General features: G+C 67.4%; 10 protein-coding genes. 4 read left to right on the top strand and 6 right to left on the bottom strand.

Going from position 1 to position 19878, the window contains the following annotated elements:
- Positions 1-301 precede the first annotated feature (301 nt).
- The 5 genes from AC54T3_RS02565 to queG all read right to left on the bottom strand — a co-directional run bounded on the left by AC54T3_RS02565 (position 302) and on the right by queG (position 6247).
- Complete coding sequence (locus AC54T3_RS02565) at positions 302-529, bottom strand: hypothetical protein (protein ID WP_496622058.1); 228 nt, start codon at positions 527-529, stop codon at positions 302-304.
- Between the two features lie 31 nt (positions 530-560).
- On the bottom strand, positions 561-2966 hold the full coding sequence (lon, locus tag AC54T3_RS02560) for an endopeptidase La (protein ID WP_496622056.1): 2406 nt from the start codon (positions 2964-2966) through the stop codon (positions 561-563).
- A 55-nt stretch (positions 2967-3021) separates the two neighbouring features.
- Positions 3022-3870 (bottom strand): 16S rRNA (adenine(1518)-N(6)/adenine(1519)-N(6))-dimethyltransferase RsmA, encoded by an 849-nt coding sequence (gene rsmA / locus AC54T3_RS02555; protein ID WP_496622055.1) that lies wholly within the window; start codon positions 3868-3870, stop codon positions 3022-3024.
- A gap of 17 nt (positions 3871-3887) precedes the next feature.
- Positions 3888-4934: an endonuclease gene (locus tag AC54T3_RS02550; RefSeq protein ID WP_496622054.1), complete on the bottom strand. Its 1047-nt coding sequence runs from the start codon at positions 4932-4934 to the stop codon at positions 3888-3890.
- Positions 4935-5137: 203 nt separating this feature from the next.
- Positions 5138-6247, bottom strand: coding sequence for a tRNA epoxyqueuosine(34) reductase QueG (gene queG, locus AC54T3_RS02545; RefSeq protein WP_496622053.1), 1110 nt, complete (start codon positions 6245-6247; stop codon positions 5138-5140).
- Between the two features lie 171 nt (positions 6248-6418).
- Here queG and cobT point away from each other — a divergent pair, with 171 nt between their 5' ends.
- From cobT to AC54T3_RS02525, 4 genes are all read left to right on the top strand, one after another.
- Positions 6419-7492, top strand: a complete 1074-nt coding sequence (gene cobT, locus AC54T3_RS02540) for a nicotinate-nucleotide--dimethylbenzimidazole phosphoribosyltransferase (RefSeq protein WP_496622052.1) — start codon at positions 6419-6421, stop codon at positions 7490-7492.
- Positions 7493-7494: 2 nt separating this feature from the next.
- Positions 7495-8190 (top strand): histidine phosphatase family protein, encoded by a 696-nt coding sequence (locus tag AC54T3_RS02535; RefSeq protein ID WP_496622051.1) that lies wholly within the window; start codon positions 7495-7497, stop codon positions 8188-8190.
- Between the two features lie 7 nt (positions 8191-8197).
- Positions 8198-9334 carry a threonine-phosphate decarboxylase CobD gene (cobD, locus tag AC54T3_RS02530; protein WP_496622050.1) on the top strand — a complete coding sequence of 379 codons (1137 nt, stop codon included), beginning with the start codon at positions 8198-8200 and terminating at the stop codon, positions 9332-9334.
- 62 nt (positions 9335-9396) lie between these two features.
- Positions 9397-13989, top strand: coding sequence for a hypothetical protein (locus AC54T3_RS02525; RefSeq protein WP_496622049.1), 4593 nt, complete (start codon positions 9397-9399; stop codon positions 13987-13989).
- Positions 13990-13999: 10 nt separating this feature from the next.
- Here AC54T3_RS02525 and uvrA read toward each other — a convergent pair whose 3' ends face one another.
- A complete protein-coding gene (gene uvrA, locus AC54T3_RS02520; protein ID WP_496622047.1) occupies positions 14000-19852 on the bottom strand; it encodes an excinuclease ABC subunit UvrA in 5853 nt (1950 codons plus the stop codon).
- Positions 19853-19878: the final 26 nt, after the last annotated feature.

Raw genomic sequence — 19878 nt, 5'->3', positions numbered from 1 at the left:
GGCTGAACAAGCAGCGTTCACCGGATCGATCACGACCCTCGCGCGCGTGCAGTCATTGACCGGCCGGGGCTGGACCGTCGAATAAAGGGGGCAGAATGCGGCAAAGGATAGATGCTTTGCAACGCGAGCGCGACATCACCGGCTCGCCTGATTCCGGCACTGTACCGATGCGCGGACGACGGCAGGTCGCTCGCCCATACAGCTCAGCCGGTCAATAGCAGCTTCAACGACACCGCAACCGATGCGACGACCAGAACGGGGCCGACCAGGCGCGCGCCATGCTGGAGCACCAGATGGGCACCTAACCAGCCTCCGGCAAGTTTCCCGACCGCCATAATGAGCGCCCATGTCCAGAACACATGGCCACCCGCGCGACCGGCGGCAGCCCGGCCCAGAGCAGAGCGGGCACCGTGATCAGCCCGCCACCGCCGGCGATGGCGTCGATCAGGCCCGCGACGAGCACGAGGGCGAACAGCAGCGAGCGAGGTCGAGGAATTCCATACGCCAGCGAGAAGAGATTGGCAACCATTCGGCGATCTCGAGCTGTAGACGCAGCGGACCTAACCGGCCTTGCCCGCGAACAACAGCGCGGCCACATCCTCGAAGCGGCTGACAAAGTGCACCGTCAATCCTTTCTTGACGTGCTCGGGCACCTCGTCGAACTCGCCGCGGTTGTCCTCCGGCAGCAGGATCTCCTTGATGCCGGCGCGGCGCGAGGCGATCAGCTTCTCGCGCACACCGCCGATCGGGAACACCTCGCCGGTCAGCGTCAGCTCGCCGGTCATCGCGATGCGGCGCACCGGCTTGTTGCGTGCGAGCGAGAGCAGCGCCGAGGCCATGGTGATGCCGGCCGAGGGGCCATCCTTCGGCGTTGCACCCGCCGGCACATGCAGATGGATGAAGGCTTTTTCAAAATACGCCGGCTCTATGTCAAAGTTGGCGGCCTGACTGAGGATGTAGCCGTAGGCGATGCCGGCCGATTCTTTCATCACGTCGCCGAGCTGGCCGGTGAGCTTGAAGCCGCGCGTGTATTCATGGGTGCGCACGGCCTCGATGCTGAGCGTCGCACCGCCCATCGCGGTCCAGGCCAGGCCGGTGACCACGCCGGGGCCAGAGAGCTTGCGCTCATCGCGAAACACCGGACTGCCGAGATAATCCTTCAGCGTCTCCGTGTTGACCTCGATCGGCGTCTCGGCCCCCTCGAGCATCTTCACCGCCACCTTGCGCACGATCTTGCCGAGCTGCTTTTCCAGCCGACGCACCCCGGCATCCCGGGCATAGCCCTCGATCAACGCGCGCAGCGCCTTAGTCTTGAGCTTGACCGTGTTCTTCGGCAGCCCGGCGCGGTCGATCTGCCGCGGCAGCAGATATTTCTTCGCGATCGCCAGCTTTTCATCGGCGATATAGCCGGAGAGCTGGATCACCTCCATGCGGTCGAGCAGCGGACCGGGGATGTGGTCGGTCTGGTTCGCGGTGCAGACGAACAGCACCTTCGAGAGATCGAAGCGCAGATCGAGATAATGGTCGAGGAAGTCGACGTTCTGCTCCGGGTCGAGCACCTCGAGCAGCGCCGAGGCCGGATCCCCGTGGTAGCTGGCGCCGATCTTGTCGATCTCATCGAGCATGATCACCGGGTTGGCGGTACCGGCATCCTTCATCGCCTGCAGGAACTTGCCGGGCATGGCGCCGATATAGGTGCGCCGATGACCCTTGATCTCGGCCTCGTCGCGGATACCGCCGACCGAGAAGCGATAGAAGCGCCGCCCGAGGGTATCGGCGATCGAACGTCCGATCGAGGTCTTGCCGACGCCGGGCGGGCCGACCAAGAGGATGATCGAGCCGGCGATCTCGCTCTTGTGGATGCCGACGGCGAGGAACTCGAGGATGCGATTCTTGACGTCGTCAAGGCCATAGTGATCGCGATCCAGCACCCGTCGCGCCCGCTTGAGGTCGAGCTTGTCCTTGGAATGCTTGCCCCACGGGAGCAGGGTGATCCAGTCCAAATAATTGCGCGTGACCGAATACTCAGGCGAGCCGGTCTCGAGCATCGAGAGCTTGTCCATCTCCTCGTCGACGCGCTTTTGGGACTCCTCGGTCAGCGTCAGCTTCTCCAGGCGCTGCTTGAACTTGTCCACCTCGGCGGTGCGGTCATCCTTGGCGATGCCGAGTTCCTTCTGGATCGCCTTGAGCTGCTCCTTGAGGAAGAACTCGCGCTGCTGCTTCTGCATGCGCTCTTCGACCGATTGGCGGATCGAGTGCTGGGCCTTGGCCAGCTCGAGTTCGTTGTTGAGCAGCACCAGCACCTTCTCCATGCGCTTCATCAGCGGCACGGCCTCGAGCACCTCCTGCAGCTGCGCCTTGCTCGAGGTGGTCAGGCTGGCGGCGAAGTCGGCGAGGTGCGAGGGATCATCGGGGCCAAAGCGGTCGAGGAACATGCGCAGTTCCTCGACGTAGAGCGGATTCAGCGGCAGCAGCTCCTTGATGGTGTTGATCACCGCCATCGCGTAGGCCTTGACCTGATCCGCCGGCTCCGGTGCCGGCTCCGGCATGTAATCGACGCGCGCCGAGAATGGACGCTTGCGGCTGACGAAGCGCTCGATGTGGAAGCGCTGCAGGCATTCGACCAGCACCTGTAGCTTGCCTTCCTCGGAATGGACCCGATGCACGCGACAGGCGGTACCGACCGGCTTGAAGTCGGCACTGCGGGCCTGTTCGGAGGTGTCGCTGTCGACCAACACGACGCCGAGGATCTTGTGCTCGGTCTCGCCGACCGCCTTTATGGTCGGCAGCCAATGTTCGGCATCCATCAGCAGAGGCACCGCTTGACCTGGAAAGAACGGCCGCGAGGCCACCGGCAGCAGATGGATCAGCGACGGCAGTACATCCCGAGCGCGCGCGAGTTTGACCTCGTCCTGCTCGGCGCTGTGATCGTCTGGCTGCTCGGTGTCGTAAACCTCATTGCTCATCGGCTGCTCCTCTCTTGACGCCTCGCGTCGGCTCACTGCAAAACGTTGCTCAATGTCAGGGTATTTGCTCGTCAATGCAAGCATGCGGGGCATTGGCGAGCGCGGCAAAATCGGCGATCGAGAGGGTTTCGGCGCGGGCGCCGGGATCGATCCCAAGCGCGCTCATCCGTTCGGGCGAGACCAGTCCGCTCAGGCTGTTGCGCAGGGTCTTGCGGCGTTGGGCAAAGGCGGCCGCGACGAGGCGCGCATGCCAGGGCGGATCGGCGAGCGGGTAGGGCAGCGGGCGATGCGGGCGCAGTCGAATCACCGCCGAGCTGACCTTTGGCGCTGGCGTGAAGGCACCGGCCGAGACCAGGAACAGGCGCTGGGCCGAGCAGGCGGTCTGCACCATCACCGAGAGCCGCCCATAGACCTTACTGCCGGGCGCCGCAGTGATACGGTCCACGACCTCTTTCTGCAGCATCAGATGCAGATCCTCAATGCAGTCCGCCTGCTCGAGGAAGCGAAACAGCAAGGGCGTTGAGATGTTGTAAGGCAGGTTGCCGATCAGGCGCAGTCGGTGGGTCGAGGGCGAGCGCAGCGCGCAGAGATCGAAGGTCAGCGCGTCGGCTTGGTGGATGCGCAGCCGGGGGTCGCCGAAGCGCTCGGTGAGCGGCTGGATCAGGTCACGGTCCAGCTCGATGACATCAAGCGCCGAGGCCATCTCCAGCAAGCCAGCGGTGAGCGCGCCCTGGCCGGGGCCGATCTCGACCAGATGCTGGCCCCGATCCTGGCCCCGAGGCTGGTCCGGGTGCTGACTCGGATTTTGGCCCGGCAGCGGCGCGACCGCATCCAGAATGCGCTGAATGACACCGGGGTCGTGAAGGAAGTTCTGGCCGAAGCGCTTGCGGGGATGGTGTTGCATCTGTGCAGTCTAGCGCCTCAGCGAATCACATATTCATTCGCCTTGCCCTGCAGCCGCGCGATCCGCGCCTGCCGGCGCCGCTCCCATTCATCCGGCGGGTCAAGGTCGTTCCAGACCATGAACAGGCGCTCGTCCTGGCGTGACAACCGCAAGCCATAGGTATCGCGCATATAGAGCATGATGCGCGCAATGTCGCCGCGCAGCGCGTCGGGTGGCTGCACGCGGCGGCGGGACGCATCGATGCGGATGTCACAGTCGCCGTAGCGCTCGCCGCCAGACACCACCCCCCAGCTGTAGTCGCGCCGGTCGCCGTTGATCATGCCGACAGCGGGGATCAGGTTCTGCAGGTCGTTGTGCGCGGCGACAAAGGTCTCGTCCACCCGCAGGCAACAGGCGCGCCCGGAGAGCAGATCGCCGTCGGCCTCACGGCAGGCGCGGTAGGCCTGCGGTTGGCGCCAGCAGCGGCGGAAGTTGCCGAACTGCGCGGCCGGGAAGACGTGTTCGGCTTCGACCCGTCGCGCGCGTTCATTGCCGGCGTACCCTTGGAGCCCGCAACTCGCCAGGTCCACCTGGCGGCGCCCGTTGTAGGTGCAGCCACAGTAGGTCGTGACGCGATGGCCACGGTAGATGCGCTCGTAGAGCAGATCCTTGGCGCTGGAGAAGCTGCCGGCCACGCGCGGGAGATCGCCACCGCCGGCCGGCAGGGTCGGCTGCGGCCACCAGTCGCCGAGCAGGTCGTAGAGCAGATCCTCGAGCAGATCGCCCAGGTCCGGCAGCCAGTGACCGAGTTCGTCGAGCAGGGTTGCGGGGTCTGCCCAGCCGTTGCTGTCGAACAGCCCCGAGAGCGCCTCGGCGCCTTGCGCCAATCCCTCGCTGCTGGCGGTGCTGACCCAATCGGCGCCGTTGCGGATCAGCTCATTGCCGGTCTCGCCGAGGAATGCATGGACATCGCGCGCGATCTCCATCGCCTGTTGCGCGGGCTCGGGCCAGGTCTCGGTGACCGAGGTCGGCACATAGGCCACCGATGAGATCAGCGCGATCCCGATGGCCAGGTTGCGCAGCATTGCCAGGGCACGTCGCAGTCTGTGCCGCAGGTCGCTCGCGCGCGCCGCTGGCCGGTTGCGCTTGCTCCTAGCGGCGGACCCGGATTTCTTAGACCCGGGTTTGTTTTTATTGGACGATGAACGGCGGACCATGAGGATTACTGCGCTGGAGTCAACCTTAAAGCCTAACAGACGGCACGCCGATGAGCAGCCACTGCTCGCGCTCAGAATCGCCAGTCCGCCGGCGACCTGTCCGAGCCGCCATGCCGCGCCAGTGCCCAGGCGACGTGCTCGCGCACCAGCGCGCTTGGATGGTCGAGGCGTTGCCGCAAGGCCTCGCGGACGGTCTCGGAGCGGTGCGCATTGCCCAAGGCGACGGCGATATTGCGCAGCCAGCGCGCATGGCCAAGACGGCGGATCGCGCTGCCCTCGGTCCGCGATAGGAAGCCTGGCTCATCCCAGTCGAACAGCTCGATGAGGGTGATGGTATCGAGTCCGTTGCGCGCTAGGAAGTCGGTCTCGTCGGTCAGCCGCGCGAAGCGATTCCAGGGACAGCAGAGCTGGCAATCGTCACAACCATAGATGTGATTGCCCATCTGCGGGCGCAGGGCCTCGGGAATCGGCCCAAAATGCTCGATGGTCAGATAGGAGATACAGCGCCGCGCGTCGAGCTGGAACGGCGCGATGATGGCGTTGGTCGGGCAGATTTCGATGCAGGCCTGGCAACGGCCGCAATGTTCGCGGGCTGGGCTGTCTGGGGGCAGCGGTAGATCGCAGTAGATCTCGCCGAGGAAGAACCAGGAGCCGGCCTCGCGGTTGATCAGATTGGTGTGCTTGCCGATCCAGCCGAGCCCAGCCTTCTCGGCCAGGGGTTTTTCCATCACCGGCGCCGAGTCGACGAACACGCGCCAACCGTAGGCGCCGATGCGGTTTTCGAGCCGTTGCGCCAGGCGTTTCAGGCGCGCGCGCAGCACCTTGTGATAATCACGCCCGAGCGCGTAGCGCGAGACGAAGGCGCGCGCCGGGTCGGCGAGCGCCTGATCCATGGCCTGCTGGTGTTCGGGCAGGTAGTCCATCCGCGCCGAGATCACCGACAGGGTGCCAGGCACCAAGTGCGCCGGGCGCGTGCGTTTGAGGCCATGGCGCGCCATGTAGCCCATGTCGCCGTGCATGGCGCTGGCCAGCCACTGCTGGAGCCGCCCCTCGGCCTGGGACAGATCGCAGTCGGCAATGCCGATCTGCTGGAAGCCGAGCGCTTGCCCCCAGTCCTTGAGGTCGCGCGTCAGGGCCTCGAGTTCCGTTGGCGAGAAGGGGTGGCGCGCATCGGTGGGCATGGCTTGGCGGTGTTCGGAGGGAGGCCATTGATCGCTCATCGGGCCAGTCAGCATAGGCGATGAGCACCCGGACTGACCAGGCTGGTGGCTCCACCGGTCCTGCTGATCAACGTCAAGCCGGTCGACAAAGGCGCTGCGTATACTGGTTCGTTTGATCGGAGGAATCAGCGTTTGGACCCTCGTTTCGATTGGCTTCATACCCCCGCCGCCCCGGTGGATCTGGAGGCGCGCGAAGCCGCCATCAGCCGTCAGGGCGAACTGACCAAACCGCCCGGCTCGTTGGGTCGGCTGGAAGACATCGCGATTCAGCTCGCCGCCTTGCAAGGGCGCGCGCAGCCGGCGCTGGAGCAGGTGCGAATCGTCATCTTCGCGGCGGATCACGGCATCGCGAGCGCTGGTGTCTCGGCCTTTCCGCAAGCAGTCACGGCGCAGATGATCGCCAACATGGCCGCTGGTGGTGCCGCCATCAGTGTGCTGGCGCGCCAAATCGGTGCCGGCATCGAGCTGATCAATCTCGGCACCGTGGCGCCGGTGCCGGCGCATCCGCTGATTCGCCAGGCGGTGATCGCCGCCAGTACCGCCAATCTGGCCGAGGCGCCGGCGATGTCCGCCGCCCAGCTCGCGCAGGCGCTCGCCGAGGGCGCCGCAGCGGTAGAGCGGGCACGCGCGGGCGGTGCCGAGTTGTTCATCGCCGGGGAGATGGGGATCGGTAATACCACCGCCGCGACGGCACTGACCTGTGCGTTGCTGGGGCTGCCGGCGTCGGCGCTGGTCGGCCCCGGCACCGGCCTCGATCGCGGTGGCATCACGCGCAAGCAAGCGCTGATCGAACAGGCGTTGGCGTTGCATCGCGATCAGCTTGCCGATCCGACCGAGGCGCCGATGCAGGCATTGGCGCATCTTGGCGGTTTCGAGATCGCTGCGATGGCCGGCGCCTATGTCGCCTGCGCCCAGCAGCGGGTGCCGATGCTGATCGATGGCTTCATCAGCTCGGCGGCGGCGCTGGTCGCCAGCCGGATCTGCCCGGGTGCGATCGATTGGATGCTGCTCGCGCATGCCTCGGCCGAGCCCGGCCATCGGGCGATGGTGGAAGCAATCGGACTGCGCCCGCTGCTCGATCTCGGGATGCGGTTGGGCGAGGGCAGTGGCGCGGCGGCTGCGGTACCGCTGCTGCGTCTCGCCTGCGACCTGCATGCGCAGATGGCGACCTTCGCCGAGGCCGGCGTGGCGCCTAAGGGCGATTGACCATGCCACATCGCCTGGTCGATCTGATCCGTCATGGGGAGGTCGAGGGGGGAGCCTGTTTTCGCGGCCGACGCGATGATCCGCTGAGCACGGTCGGCTGGGCGCAGCTTGAGGCGGCAACCGGCATCGGCGGGCTCATCCAGGAAGCAATCGAGTCGCCAACCTCGGCAGCAATCCTGGGGCCAACCGACGAGGCAATCGGCGAGGCAATCGGCGCAGCGCCCTGGGATCGCATCCTCTACTCACCGGCCGCGCGCTGTGCGCGCTTTGCCGATCGGCTTGGTGCATGCCTCGGGCTGCCAGTCGAGCCGATGGAGGCCTTGCGCGAGCGCGATTTCGGCGCTTGGGAAGGGCGGCGTGCGGATCAGCTTCCGCTCGAGGATCTGGCTCGTTTCTGGGCCGATCCCAGCCTCTATGATCCGCCGGACTCGGAACCCTTCGCGGCCTTTCGCCAGCGCGTTCTCGCGGGCTGGCACCACATCCTGGAGGGACGTGGCGATCACCTGCTGCTGATCACGCACGGCGGTGTCATCCGCGTCATCCTCGGCGAGTTGCTTGGCATCCCCCATGAGCGGCTGATCCTGCTCGAGGTGCCACACGCCTGCCGCTCGCGCCTTCGGGTGCCGGTCGGCGACGGGTTGCCGAGCCTGGTCGCACACGGGTGCGGCCGCCTCGACGCACCACACTGTGCCGGCTGATGGGCTGATGGCGACCGAGCTGGACAGTCTGGACGACGAGCTGAACACATTGGGCGAGCAGAGTGACGCACGCCACGGCGGCAACCTCACCGCCTTGGCCCACCGCAGTGGGCGGGCGGCGGAATCGCTGCTCGATTTCAGCGCCAACATCAACCCGCTCGGGATGCCAGCGGGCGCGCGGTCAGCACTGATCGCGGCGCTCGATGCGCTTGGGCACTATCCCGATCCCGCCTGCACGGCCTTACGGGCGGCGATTGGAACGCATCTGGGTGTTGCCTCGGAGCGCATCGTCGTCGGCAATGGCGCCGAGCAGCTCATCTGGTGGCTGCCGCGGTTGCTTGCGGCCAAGCGCGTGCTGGTGACGGCACCGGCCTATGTCGATTACCAGCGCGCGGCCGAGGTCTGGCAGCGGCCGCTGTGCTCAATTCCGCTGCGGCCCGAGAACGGATTCGCACTCGATCTCGGGGCGCTCTCGGCGCACCTGCACGCAGGCGATCTGGTCTGGATCGGCCAGCCAAATAACCCAACCGGTCGCCTGGTCGAGCCCCAGCAGCTGCGCGAGGCCGTGATCGCCCATCCGCACGTCGACTGGGCGATCGACGAGGCCTTCATCGACTTCGTCGACGGCGCGCACTCCGCCGTGCACTGGGAGCGGCCTCAGGGGGAGCGGCCGAACCTGATCGTCATCCGCTCGATGACCAAGTTCTATGCCTTGGCCGGTTTGCGGCTTGGCTACGCGGTGCTCGCGCCGGAACGCGCCGCTTCGTTCGCTCGGCTGCTGCCGGAGTGGTCGGTCAACAGCCTCGCGGCAGCGGCCGGCCGTGCGTTGCTGACGGACCCGGATCTTGCGGCGTTCGCGCAACGCACGCGCCAGCTCATCGGCGGCGAGCGTCGGCATCTCGGCGCGGCGCTGCGCGGGCTCGGCCTGCGCGTCTTCGACAGTGCCGCCAATTATCTCCTGCTGCGCCTCCCGCATGCGGGGCCACGGGCGGCTGATCTGGCGGCGCGGTTATTGCACTCGGAAGGCATCGCGGTGCGCGTCTGTGCCAACTATGCCGGACTCGATGCGCGTTATCTGCGCATTGCGGTGCGCACCGAGCCAGAAAATCGGCGATTATTGGCAGCCATGACGCGCCTGCTCTGATCGCCGAGGCCAACCCTCAAGCGGCGGGCGCTGGGTTCGCAGCCAACGGGGATCACCAAGCGATGCCACTCCATCAGGTCTCTACTGCGGTGGTGAGCACGGGAAAGAAGGCGGGGAGCAGGATCGGCGCCGCCCTGTTGCTGCCAGTGCTGTTGATGCTGCTGATGACGCCGGTGGCCGGGGTCCATGGCGATGATACGCAGGCGTCGGTTCCCGCTGCGCTCCTGCCGTGGGTGGACTGGGTACTGGCTGACGAGGATCAGCGCGCCTGTGCGCTCGGGGCCGCCGGCGCCGGAGAGCGCGTCTGTACCTGGCCGGGGCGACTGCGGCTTGACCTCGATGATGCCGGCGGCCGCTTCGAGCAGGCCTGGAGCCTAGCGGCGAATGCCTGGATCGCGCTCCCTGGCGGGCCGGGTCAATGGCCGCAACAGGTGAGCGCGAATGGGGCGCCTGTCAGCGTGGTGGAACGCGACGGGCGCCCGATGGTGCGGCTCGCCTCCGGCGAGCACGAGATCAGCGGTCGCTTCACCTGGCCGCAGCGGCCCGATGTCTTGCAGGTGCCGGCCGAGGTCGGGTTGCTCAGCCTGAGCTTGAACGGGACAGAGATCGCGCAGCCCCGCTTGGAGGCCAAGGGCGGGCTTTGGCTCGGCTCCGAGCGCCGCCCGCGACCGCCAAAGCAGGCGCAGGAGCCGGATGCGCTCTCGCTCGAGGTCACGCGCCACATCGAGGATTCGGTGCCGTTACACGTGCAAACGCGTCTGCTGCTCGAGGTCTCCGGGCAGCCGCGCGAGTTGTTGCTGGGGCCGGCGCTGCTGCCCGGTGGCATCCCATTGCGTCTCGAGAGTCCGTTGCCGGCGCGCTTGATCGCATCCAAGGAGCCGTCCGAGGCGCGCCGAGCAGGGTCGACCCCGGATGCCGCGTCGGCTCAGCGCTCGGGGCAAGGCGACCCCCTGCTGCAACTGCAACTGCGGCCCGGGCGCTGGGAGTTGATCCTGGAAAGCCATCATCCGGGGCCGGTCTCGGCACTCAGCTTGCCGCAACAACCGTCGGCGCCGGTCTCCGCGCCGGCACCCGCATCGCCATCCCACTGGCCCGCGCAAGAAGTCTGGGTGTTCGCGGCCCGGCCCGATCTGCGCCAGGTCGAGCTGAGCGGCGCCGAGCCGATCGATCCGCGCCAGATCCGCCTGCCAGCGCAGTGGCAACAGCGACCGGCCTACCTGATGCGGGCGGGCGAGACGCTGCGGCTCGAGCAGCTCAGCCGGGGCGCCTCGGGCTCGGACCAGATCCGACTCGAGCGCGTGATGCGACTGGACTTCGATGCCACCGGTCTGAGCCTGCGTGATCGCCTCAGCGGTGAACTGCACGAGCGGCGCCGGATCGAGGCCACGGCGCCGTTGGTCCTCGGCCAGGTCAGCGTCGACGGCGAGCCGCGTCTGATCACGCGCCTGAACACCGATCGAGATGATGACGATGAGCGCGTAGGCGTCGAGGTGCGCGGTGCGCGGCTTGCGTTGAGCGCCGATGCGCGCATCGACAGTGGACCCATCCGGTGGTGGCTGGAGCTGCCCGGCTCGGGCTGGGATCTGCCGCTGAGCAGTGTCTCGACACAGCTCTTTCTACCGCCGGGCTGGGATCTGTTGGCGGCGGCGGGCGTCGACAATCTCCCTGAGAGTTGGCTGGCACGCTGGTCGTTGCTGGATATCTTCCTGGTATTGATCGCCGCGCTCGCGGTGATACGGCTTTGGGGCTGGCCTTGGGGGCTGCTGGCGCTGCTGACGCTGGTGCTGACCTGGCAGGAACCGGGCGCGCCGCGTTGGGTGTGGCTGCATCTGATCGCCGCTGCCGCGCTGGTGCGGCTGCTGCCGGAGTCGGCGCGGCGGACGCCGGCTGACTTGCAACAGCGTGACGAGCCTTCAGGAGACGCCTCGCACGCGCAGGGCCCGCCCTGGCTCGCGACCGGGGTCCGACTCTACGCGCGGCTGGCGTTGCTGTCGCTAGTGCTGATCGCGGTGCCCTTCCTGGTCACCGAGATGCGCGATGGGCTGTTTCCGCAATTGGAACAGCAGGGGCTTGGTCTGGTCGACTCGCCCACCGGCTGGCTCACCCCGATGAGCGCCGTTGATCAGGTGGGTTCTCGCCTGGATCATCAGGTCGAGTCTTCACGCCTCAAGTCAGCCCCTGCTGAGGTCAGCGCTGACCGGGTTTCCCCGCCACGGTTGTTGCCAACCTTGGACCCGGACGCGCGTTTGCAGACCGGCGCCGGGGTGCCGGATTGGCGCTGGCGCCGCTTCGATCTGAGCTGGAACGGCCCGATGCCGCCCGATCATCGACTGCGCCTCTGGCTGCGGCCGGCCTCGGCCTCAGCACCGCTGGCGTTGATCACCCTGGTGCTGGTGCCGCTGCTGGGGCTGCGGCTCGCCGATCCGCGACCGTCGCGGCTGCCGCTGCCGGTCCGCTCGCCAGGCGCGCGCACATCGGGCAAGCCGGGCAAGCATGCGCTTGTCGGCCTGCTTGGGGTCATGCTGATCGGGTCGCTGTGGCTGCTGCCATCAAGTCCAGGCCTGGCGGCAACCGACAGCCAGATCGCTGCCGCTCCGCTCATGATGAATCCGGCGGCGAACAGCACCGATTCGGCGGCGAACAGCACGGGCTTTCCGCCGACGTCCCTGCTGGCCGAGCTGCGCGCACGGCTACTCGCGCCGCCGGACTGTGTGCCGCGCTGTGCCGAGATCGCGCGGCTGGTGCTCGATGCCTCGCCTGGCGCGCTGCGCTTGCTGCTGGCCGTGGATGCGACCGAGGCGGTGGCCTTGCCGATCCCCGGCGCCCGCAGTGGTTGGTCGCCGAAGCGGATCGAACTCGATGGTCAGCCGTTGGATCGATTGCTCGGGCTGACCAATGGGGATCTGGCGGTGCCCATCCCGAGCGGTCGGCATCTGCTGCTGCTGTCGGGCTCACTGGTCGAGGTCGATCAGGTCGCCATCCCGTTGCCGCTGCGTCCACGGTTGCTCGAAACCCGCCTCGATCCGATCTGGCAGCTCGAAGGGGTCGGCGCCGATGGTGTTCCGGGTGATCAGCTGCGGTTGCTACGCCAGCAGGATGCAAAGGGGCCTGCGGCCGGCAACGAGCCCGACGGTGCGTCCATCAACGATCAGAACCCCGGTGGCGGGGGCGCCACGTCTGGCTCGATGTCGGCGTCGGGCTCAGCATCTGCGCCGGCATCGGGCGCAGCGAGCGGTGACACGCAGGCCCCATGGCCGCCGCTGCTCAAGATCACCCGCACGCTGAGCTTCGGATTGGATTGGGAGCTGATCACCGAGGTCGAGCGGCGCTCGCCGCTGGGGCAATCGGTGAGCCTGCGAGTCGCGCTGATCGACGGCGAATCGGTGACCACCTCCGGGGTCCAGAGCAATACCGCAAGCGTGCTGGTCTCGTTGCCGCCAGGGCGTGCGCGCATGCGTTGGCGCTCGGCCCTGCGGCCGGTCGATCGCCTCGCGCTGCGTGCCTCGACCGATCCCAGACTGACCGAGGAATGGCGCCTGCAGGTGAGCCCGATCTGGCATCTGCGCGCGCAAGGAGTGCCCGCAGTGCAGCCGCGCGACGGCGATGCACGCGCGCTGCCGACCTATCGGCCCTGGCCCGGTGAGGTCTTGGAGCTGTCGCTGTCGCGCCCGGTCGGCGTCGCCGGACCCACGCTGACCCTGGATCGCAGCCGCTATCAGCTCCAGCCGGGCCGTCGCTCCAGCGAGGCGCTGTTGCAGCTCGATCTGCGCAGCAGCCAGGGGGGTCGGCATCGGCTGTTGCTGCCAGCGGGTGCCGAGCCAACGCGGCTTCGCGTCGATGGTCAGTCGCGACCCCTGCTGATGCAGGACAACGCGGTCGATCTGGCGCTGGTTCCAGGCAGCCAGCAGATCGAACTCAGCTGGCTGCAGCCAGATGGGCTGTCCTTCGTCTATCAGCCGGCGGCGGTGACGCTCGGCGTGGTGGGCGTGAACGCCGAGACGCAGGTGAGACTGGGCACCGATCGCTGGCTGTTGTGGGCCAGCGGTCCCCGTCTCGGACCGGGCCTCGGCCCGGCGGTGCAGTTCTGGGGGCTGCTGTTGGTGATTGCGGTGCTCGCGCTGATCCTGGCGCGCGCGCGTTTGACCCCGCTCGGTGTCGGCGATTGGCTGCTGCTGGGGATCGGGCTCAGCCAGGTCTCGGTCGGGGTTGGCGCGCTGGTAGTGCTCTGGCTGTTCGCGCTCGGCTTGCGTCGACGGCTCGACCAGGATCAGCTGACGCCCTGGCGGTTCAATCTAATGCAGATCGGACTGGTGCTGCTGAGCATCGCGGCGCTGAGCGCGCTCTTGCTGGCGGTGCAGCAGGGTTTGCTCGGCAGCCCGGCGATGCAGGTTGCGGGCAATGGCTCGAGCGCGACCGAGCTGAACTGGTATCTGGACCGCAGTGGCGAGCAGACCGCGCCGGTGACGGTGATCTCAGCGCCGATCTGGATCTATCGGCTGCTGATGCTGGCCTGGGCGCTCTGGCTCGCGTGGCGGCTGCTGGACTGGCTGCGTTGGGGCTGGCAGGGACTGGTCGCGCCGACGCCCTGGCGACAGTCGCGGCGGCAGGCGCTGAAACGCAAGGCGACCGAGGAGGGATTGAGCGTCGATCTTTAGCGGTTCAAGCTCAAGCGCGCAGGGCCTCCGCTGTATAGCCGCTGCCCCGTGCGATGAGTTCAGCCGGGCTGCCAGCGGCGACCAGAAGCCCGCCGTCGCGTCCCGCCTCGGGCCCAAGATCGATGACCCAATCAGCGGCGGCGATCAGATCCAGGTCGTGCTCGATGACGACGACCGAATGGCCAGCCGCGACCAGGCGCCGCAGCACACCGATCAGCCGTTCGGCATCGGCCATGTGCAGGCCGACGGTTGGCTCATCGAGCAGGTAGAGGGCGGGGCGGTTGCTGAGGCCATCAGCGGTGGGCTGCGTGGATCCAGTGGGTCGCGTGGATCGCGCCTTGGCGAGTTCGGTGACCAGCTTCAGGCGCTGCGCCTCGCCGCCTGAGAGCGTCGGGCTGGCCTGCCCGAGGGCCAGGTAGCCGAGCCCTACCGCCTGCAGTAGTTCGAGCGGATGGCGGATCGCCGGATGCGCCTGGAACAGCTCGACCGCTTCGTCGACGCTCATCGCCAGGACCGCGCCGATGTCCTTGCCCAGATAGGGAACGCGTCGGGTCTCGGCGTTGAAGCGGGTGCCGCCGCAGACCTCGCAGGGGAGCTTCACGTCGGGCAGGAAGCTCATCTCGAGCCGTTGCACGCCTTGGCCTTCGCAGGCAGGACAACGTCCGCCGCCGGTGTTGAACGAGAAACGCCCCGGCCCCCAGCCCAACATCCGCGCCTCGGGCGCGGCCGCGAACAGGCGGCGGATGCGATCCCAGATGCCGATGTAGGTCGCCGGGCAGGAGCGCGGGGTCTTGCCGATCGGGGTCTGATCGACCTCGAGCACGCGGCTCAGCGCCTGCCAGCCGCGCAACGCGCCGCAGCCGCTGAGTTCGGCTTTTCGAGCGCGCCTGCCGTCGTTGCTTTTCTGTTTGCGGCTGTTGCGATCAGGGCCGCCACCGTGGCCTTGGCGGCTCAGCAGGGTCTTGAGCGAGGCGCCGAGCACATCGCGCACCAGGGTCGATTTGCCGGAGCCGGAGACGCCGGTGACGCAGACCAGTCGCGCTAGGGGAATGCCGAGGCTCAGGTCTTGCAGGTTGTGCAGCGAGGCACCTTCGATGTGCAGCCATTTCGTGGCGCTTGCAGTCGCTGCATGCCGCAGAGACCTCACCCTGTTGCGGGCGAGGTAGCGGCCGGTCAGCGAAGCCGGGTTCGCTGCGAGTGCGTCGGCGGTGCCGCGCGCGACGATCTCTCCACCATGAATGCCGGCGCCGGGCCCGAGGTCGATGATCTCATCGGCGCAGTGCATGGTCGAGGCATCGTGCTCGACGACGATCAGGCTGTTGCCCTTGGCCTTGAGTTCAGTCAGGGTCTCGAGCAGCCGGGCGTTATCGCGCGCATGCAGGCCGATGCTGGGCTCGTCGAGGATGTAACAGACGCCGCGCAGGTTGGAGCCGAGCTGCGCGGCGAGCCGGATGCGCTGCGCTTCGCCACCGGAAAGGGTCGGCGCGGCGCGGTCGAGACTCAGATAGCCCAGCCCCAGGCGCTCGAGGAAACCGAGTCGGGCGCGGACCTCGGCCAGCAGGTCGCGGCCGATCGCGGCCTCGCGCTCGCTCAGGCTCAGCTCGGCGAACAGTTGGCTGGCATCGGTCACGCTCAGGGCCGAGAGTTCGGCGATCGAGTGCTCGCGAAAGGTCACCGCCAGCGCCTCGGGTCCCAGCCGCTGGCCCTGGCAGCTCGAGCAGGCCTTAGCGGGGCTGGCGCCTTTGCTTTTGCTGTCGAGATCGCCGTCGTTGGCGAGCCATTGTCCTTCCTCGCCGCTTTGCTCGGCATCGAAGCCCTTGAGCTGCAAGCCGGTGCCGAAACAGGTCGGGCACCAGCCATGCTTGGAGTTGTACGAGAACAGGCGCGGATCGGGCTCGTCAAAGCCGAGCCCGCAGCTCGGGCAGGTCCGTTGAGTCGAATAGGTGCGGGGCGAGGCTTGACCGGCTGCTTGACCGAGACTGGGCTTGAGCTGTTCAGCAACCACAACGCGCACAATCCCTTTGCCGATGGCGAGCGCCTGATCGAGCTGCTCCGAGAGCTGGTGCTGGTGCGAGCCATCAACCGCGACCGGCGGGAAGGGCAGATCGATCCAGTGGTCGCGAAAGCGGTCGAGCTTGGGCCAGGGCTCGACCGGCTGCAGTTCACCATCGACAGCGAGCTGTTCGACGCCACGGCGCTTGGTCCAGTCGGCCAGCTCGGCATAGGTGCCCTTGCGCGCGATGACCAGGGGCGCGAGCAGGATCAGGCGTTGGCCGTGGAAGTCCGCGCTGATCCGGCTCAGGATCTCGGCGCGACCCTGGGGCTGGATCGGGACTTGGCACGCGGGGCAGTGCTGGAGGCCGAGCTTCACGTAGAGCAGGCGCAGGAAGTGATGGATCTCGGTAGCGGTGCCAACCGTGCTCTTGCGCCCGCCGCGACTGCTGCGCTGCTCGATCGCGACCGTCGGTGGGATGCCGAAGATCGCATCGACATCGGCGCGCGCAGCCGGCTGCACGAATTGCCGCGCATAGGCGTTCAGCGATTCCAGGTAGCGGCGCTGGCCCTCGGCGAACAGGATGTCGAAGGCGAGGGTGCTCTTGCCGCTGCCCGAGACACCGGTGATGACGATGAACTGCCCGCGCGGGATCGACAGGGTCAGATCCTTGAGGTTGTGTTCGCGGGCGTGGCGGATCAGGATCGCCTGCTCTGCGTTGCCGTCGATCGGACCGGCGATGGTTGAGTCTGTGGCCGCGAGTTTTGATCGATAGTCCGCTGAGACTTCAGCGATTTCCGCCGCCGTTGTCGGGGCTCGATCCGTGCCGAGCGCAGCGTTCGGCGCTAATGCCTCGCGCAAGGCGCGTCCGGTATGGCTCTCGGGATGCTCGGCGAGCATGCGCGGGGTGCCGCAGGCGATGATCTCGCCGCCGCCGTCGCCACCCTCGGGGCCGAGGTCGACGATCCAGTCTGCGGCCAGCATCAGGTCGACATTGTGCTCGATCACCAGCAGCGAATGGCCGGCGTCGATGAGCCGGCGAAAGGCGCTGAGTAGGGTGGCGATGTCGGCGAAGTGCAGGCCGGTGGTCGGCTCGTCGAAGAGGAAGAGCAGTCCGGGTTGATCCTGGTGCGGCCGATCCTGGCGCTGTCGATCCTGAACCTCGCCACTGACGTTGCCTTCGTCTGTGGCGTGCTTGCGCTGAACGGTGCGCGTCGGCTTGCGGCGCGCGGTCTTGGCCAGATGCCCGGCGAGTTTGAGGCGTTGCGCCTCGCCACCGGAGAGGGTCGGGACCGGCTGGCCCAGGCGCAGGTAATCGAGGCCGACATCGACGAGCGGCTGCAAGGCCCGCTGGAAATCGGCCTGGTCGGCGAAGGCCACGAGCGCCTCGGCGACGGTCATCTCCAGCACCTCGGCGATATTTGGGCCTGTTGCTGGTTCAGCCAGGGGCTCGCTTGGTGGAGTCTCAGCGTCTTGACGCCTGGCTTGTGCCGGTAAATGCACCTCAAGAATCTCGGGCCGATAGCGCCGGCCATTGCAATCGGGGCAACGCAGGTAGACATCGGAGAGGAACTGCATCTCGACATGCTCGAAGCCAGAACCGGAGCAGGTCCGGCAGCGGCCGGGACCGGCGTTGAAGCTGAAGTGGCCGGCCTTGAAGCCGCGCTCGCGGGCCAGGGGCGCGGCGGCGAACAGCTTGCGCAGCGGGTCGAGTGCGCCGACGTAGCTGGCGGGATTGGAGCGCGAGCTGCGACCGATGGGCGATTGATCGACCATCAACACGTCCTCGACCAGCGCCGCGCCCTCGACCGCATCGCAGGCACCGAGCGGTCCTTCTGGGTGTCCCTTTTGCTTCGCCAGATGGTGGAACAGCACCTGCTGCACCAGCGTCGACTTGCCCGAACCGGAGACGCCGGTGATGACGACCAGCCGCTGCAACGGCAGCTCGAGATCGATGTGCTTGAGGTTGTGTTCGCTGGCGCCGCGAATCCGCAGCTTGGGCTCGTCCGGCAGTGGTGGTCGCGGCGCGCGCGGTTCAGCGACCCTGCGACGGCCGGCGAGGAAGTCGCCGGTCAGCGAGGCTGGCTCGTCGAGCAACGCCGCCGGCGGGCCCTGGAAGACGAGTTGGCCGCCGCGCTCACCGGGCCCGGGGCCGATGTCCAGGATCTGATCCGCAGCGCGCATCACCTGCGGATCATGTTCGACCACCAGCAGCGTGTTGCCGCGATCGCGCAGGCGCTGCAGGATGCGCACCACGCGATCCATGTCGCGCGGATGCAGGCCGATGCTCGGCTCGTCGAGCACGAAGAGCGTGTTCACCAAGGCCGTGCCGAGCGCGGTGGTGAGGTTGATACGCTGCACCTCGCCCCCCGAGAGGGTCCGCGATTGCCGCTCCAGGGTCAGATAGCCGAGCCCAACCTCGTTCAGATAATGCAGCCGGGCGCGGATGTTGGCGAGCAGTAGTTCCATCGCTTGATCCAGGTTGCCGGGCAGCCTGAGCGCGTCGAAGAACCGCGCCAGGCTCGCGATCGGCAGGCGCGTGAGATCCTGGATGTTCAAGCCGGGCAGGCCGAGCCAGGCGGTCTCCGACAGGTGGCTGCGCGCATGGCGGAAACGCTGCTGGCGCTCCAGCACCCTGTCGGCCAGCGCGTGATCGCCGATGCGAAAATCCAGCGCCGCGTCCTTGAGCCGCGCACCGCCGCAGTCGGGGCAGGGATCGTAGCTGCGGTAGCGTGAGAGCAGCACTCGCACATGCATCTTGTAGCTGCGCCCTTCGAGCCAGTCGAAGAAGCCTCGGATGCCGTACCAGACGCGCTGGCGCGGGTCGTCGTGCCAGTCTCCCTCGCCCTCAAGCACCCAGTGGCGATCGGCCTCGGTCAGCTGCGCCCAGGGCACGTCGGTCGGGACGCTGCGCCGATGCGCGAAGGCGATCAGGTCTTCTTGGACCTCCGCGTAGCCATCGGATTGGATCGGCTTGATGGCGCCATCGAGCAGCGACTTGCGCGCATCCGGCACCACCAGATCCCAATCGATACCGATCACCCGGCCGAAGCCGCGACAGGTCTCGCAGGCGCCCACCGGTGAGTTGAACGAGAACAGGCTGGGAATCGGATCGCGATAGTCGATCTCGCAATCGGGGCAGTGCAGGTCGCGCGAGAAGTGCCAGGACGGCCCGGGGTTGCGCTCGGCATCGAGCGGGTAGATGCGTACCCGACCGCCGCCGTGTTCGAGTGCCGCTTCGAGCGCCTCCAATGCGCGGCCGCGATTGTCGTCATCGAGCCGCAGCCGGTCTTGGATGACCTCGAGCCGTTGGTCATTCTCGTGCAGGAAGCGGATGTAGCCCTGTTGCGCGAGCAGCTCCTTGAGCTGATCCGAGGTCAGCCCGTCCGGTATCGCGAGTTCGAAGCAGATCAGGACGCGGGTAGCGGTTTGTCGATGCTGGAGTGCGGCCCAGATCCCCTCGGGGCTGTCGCGGCGGACCTCACGGCCGCAGCCGTGGCAGAACAGCCGCGCGGCGCGGGCGAATAGCAGCTTCAGGTGGTCGGTCAGCTCGGTCATGGTGCCGACCGTCGAGCGCGAGGTGCGCACCGGATTGGTCTGATCGATCGCGATCGCCGGTGGGATACCGTCGATGCGCTCGGCCTGGGGCCGATCCATGCGATCGAGGAACTGGCGCGCGTAAGGCGAGAAGGTCTCGACGTAGCGGCGCTGACCCTCAGCGTAGACGGTGTCGAAGGCGAGCGAGGATTTACCCGAGCCAGAGACACCCGTGACGACGATCAGCGCGCCGAGCGGCAGGTCGAGATCGAGGTTCTTGAGGTTATTCTGGCGCACCCCGCGCAGGCGGATCTGGTCGTTGAGATCGGGCATTGCAGCGACAGGAGTAGGGCGCGCGG

This window comes from Halochromatium sp. NSM3, from assembly GCF_059621085.1.
The sequence above is the reverse complement of the archived record's forward strand: the minus strand, read 5'-3'. Positions and strand labels throughout refer to the sequence as shown.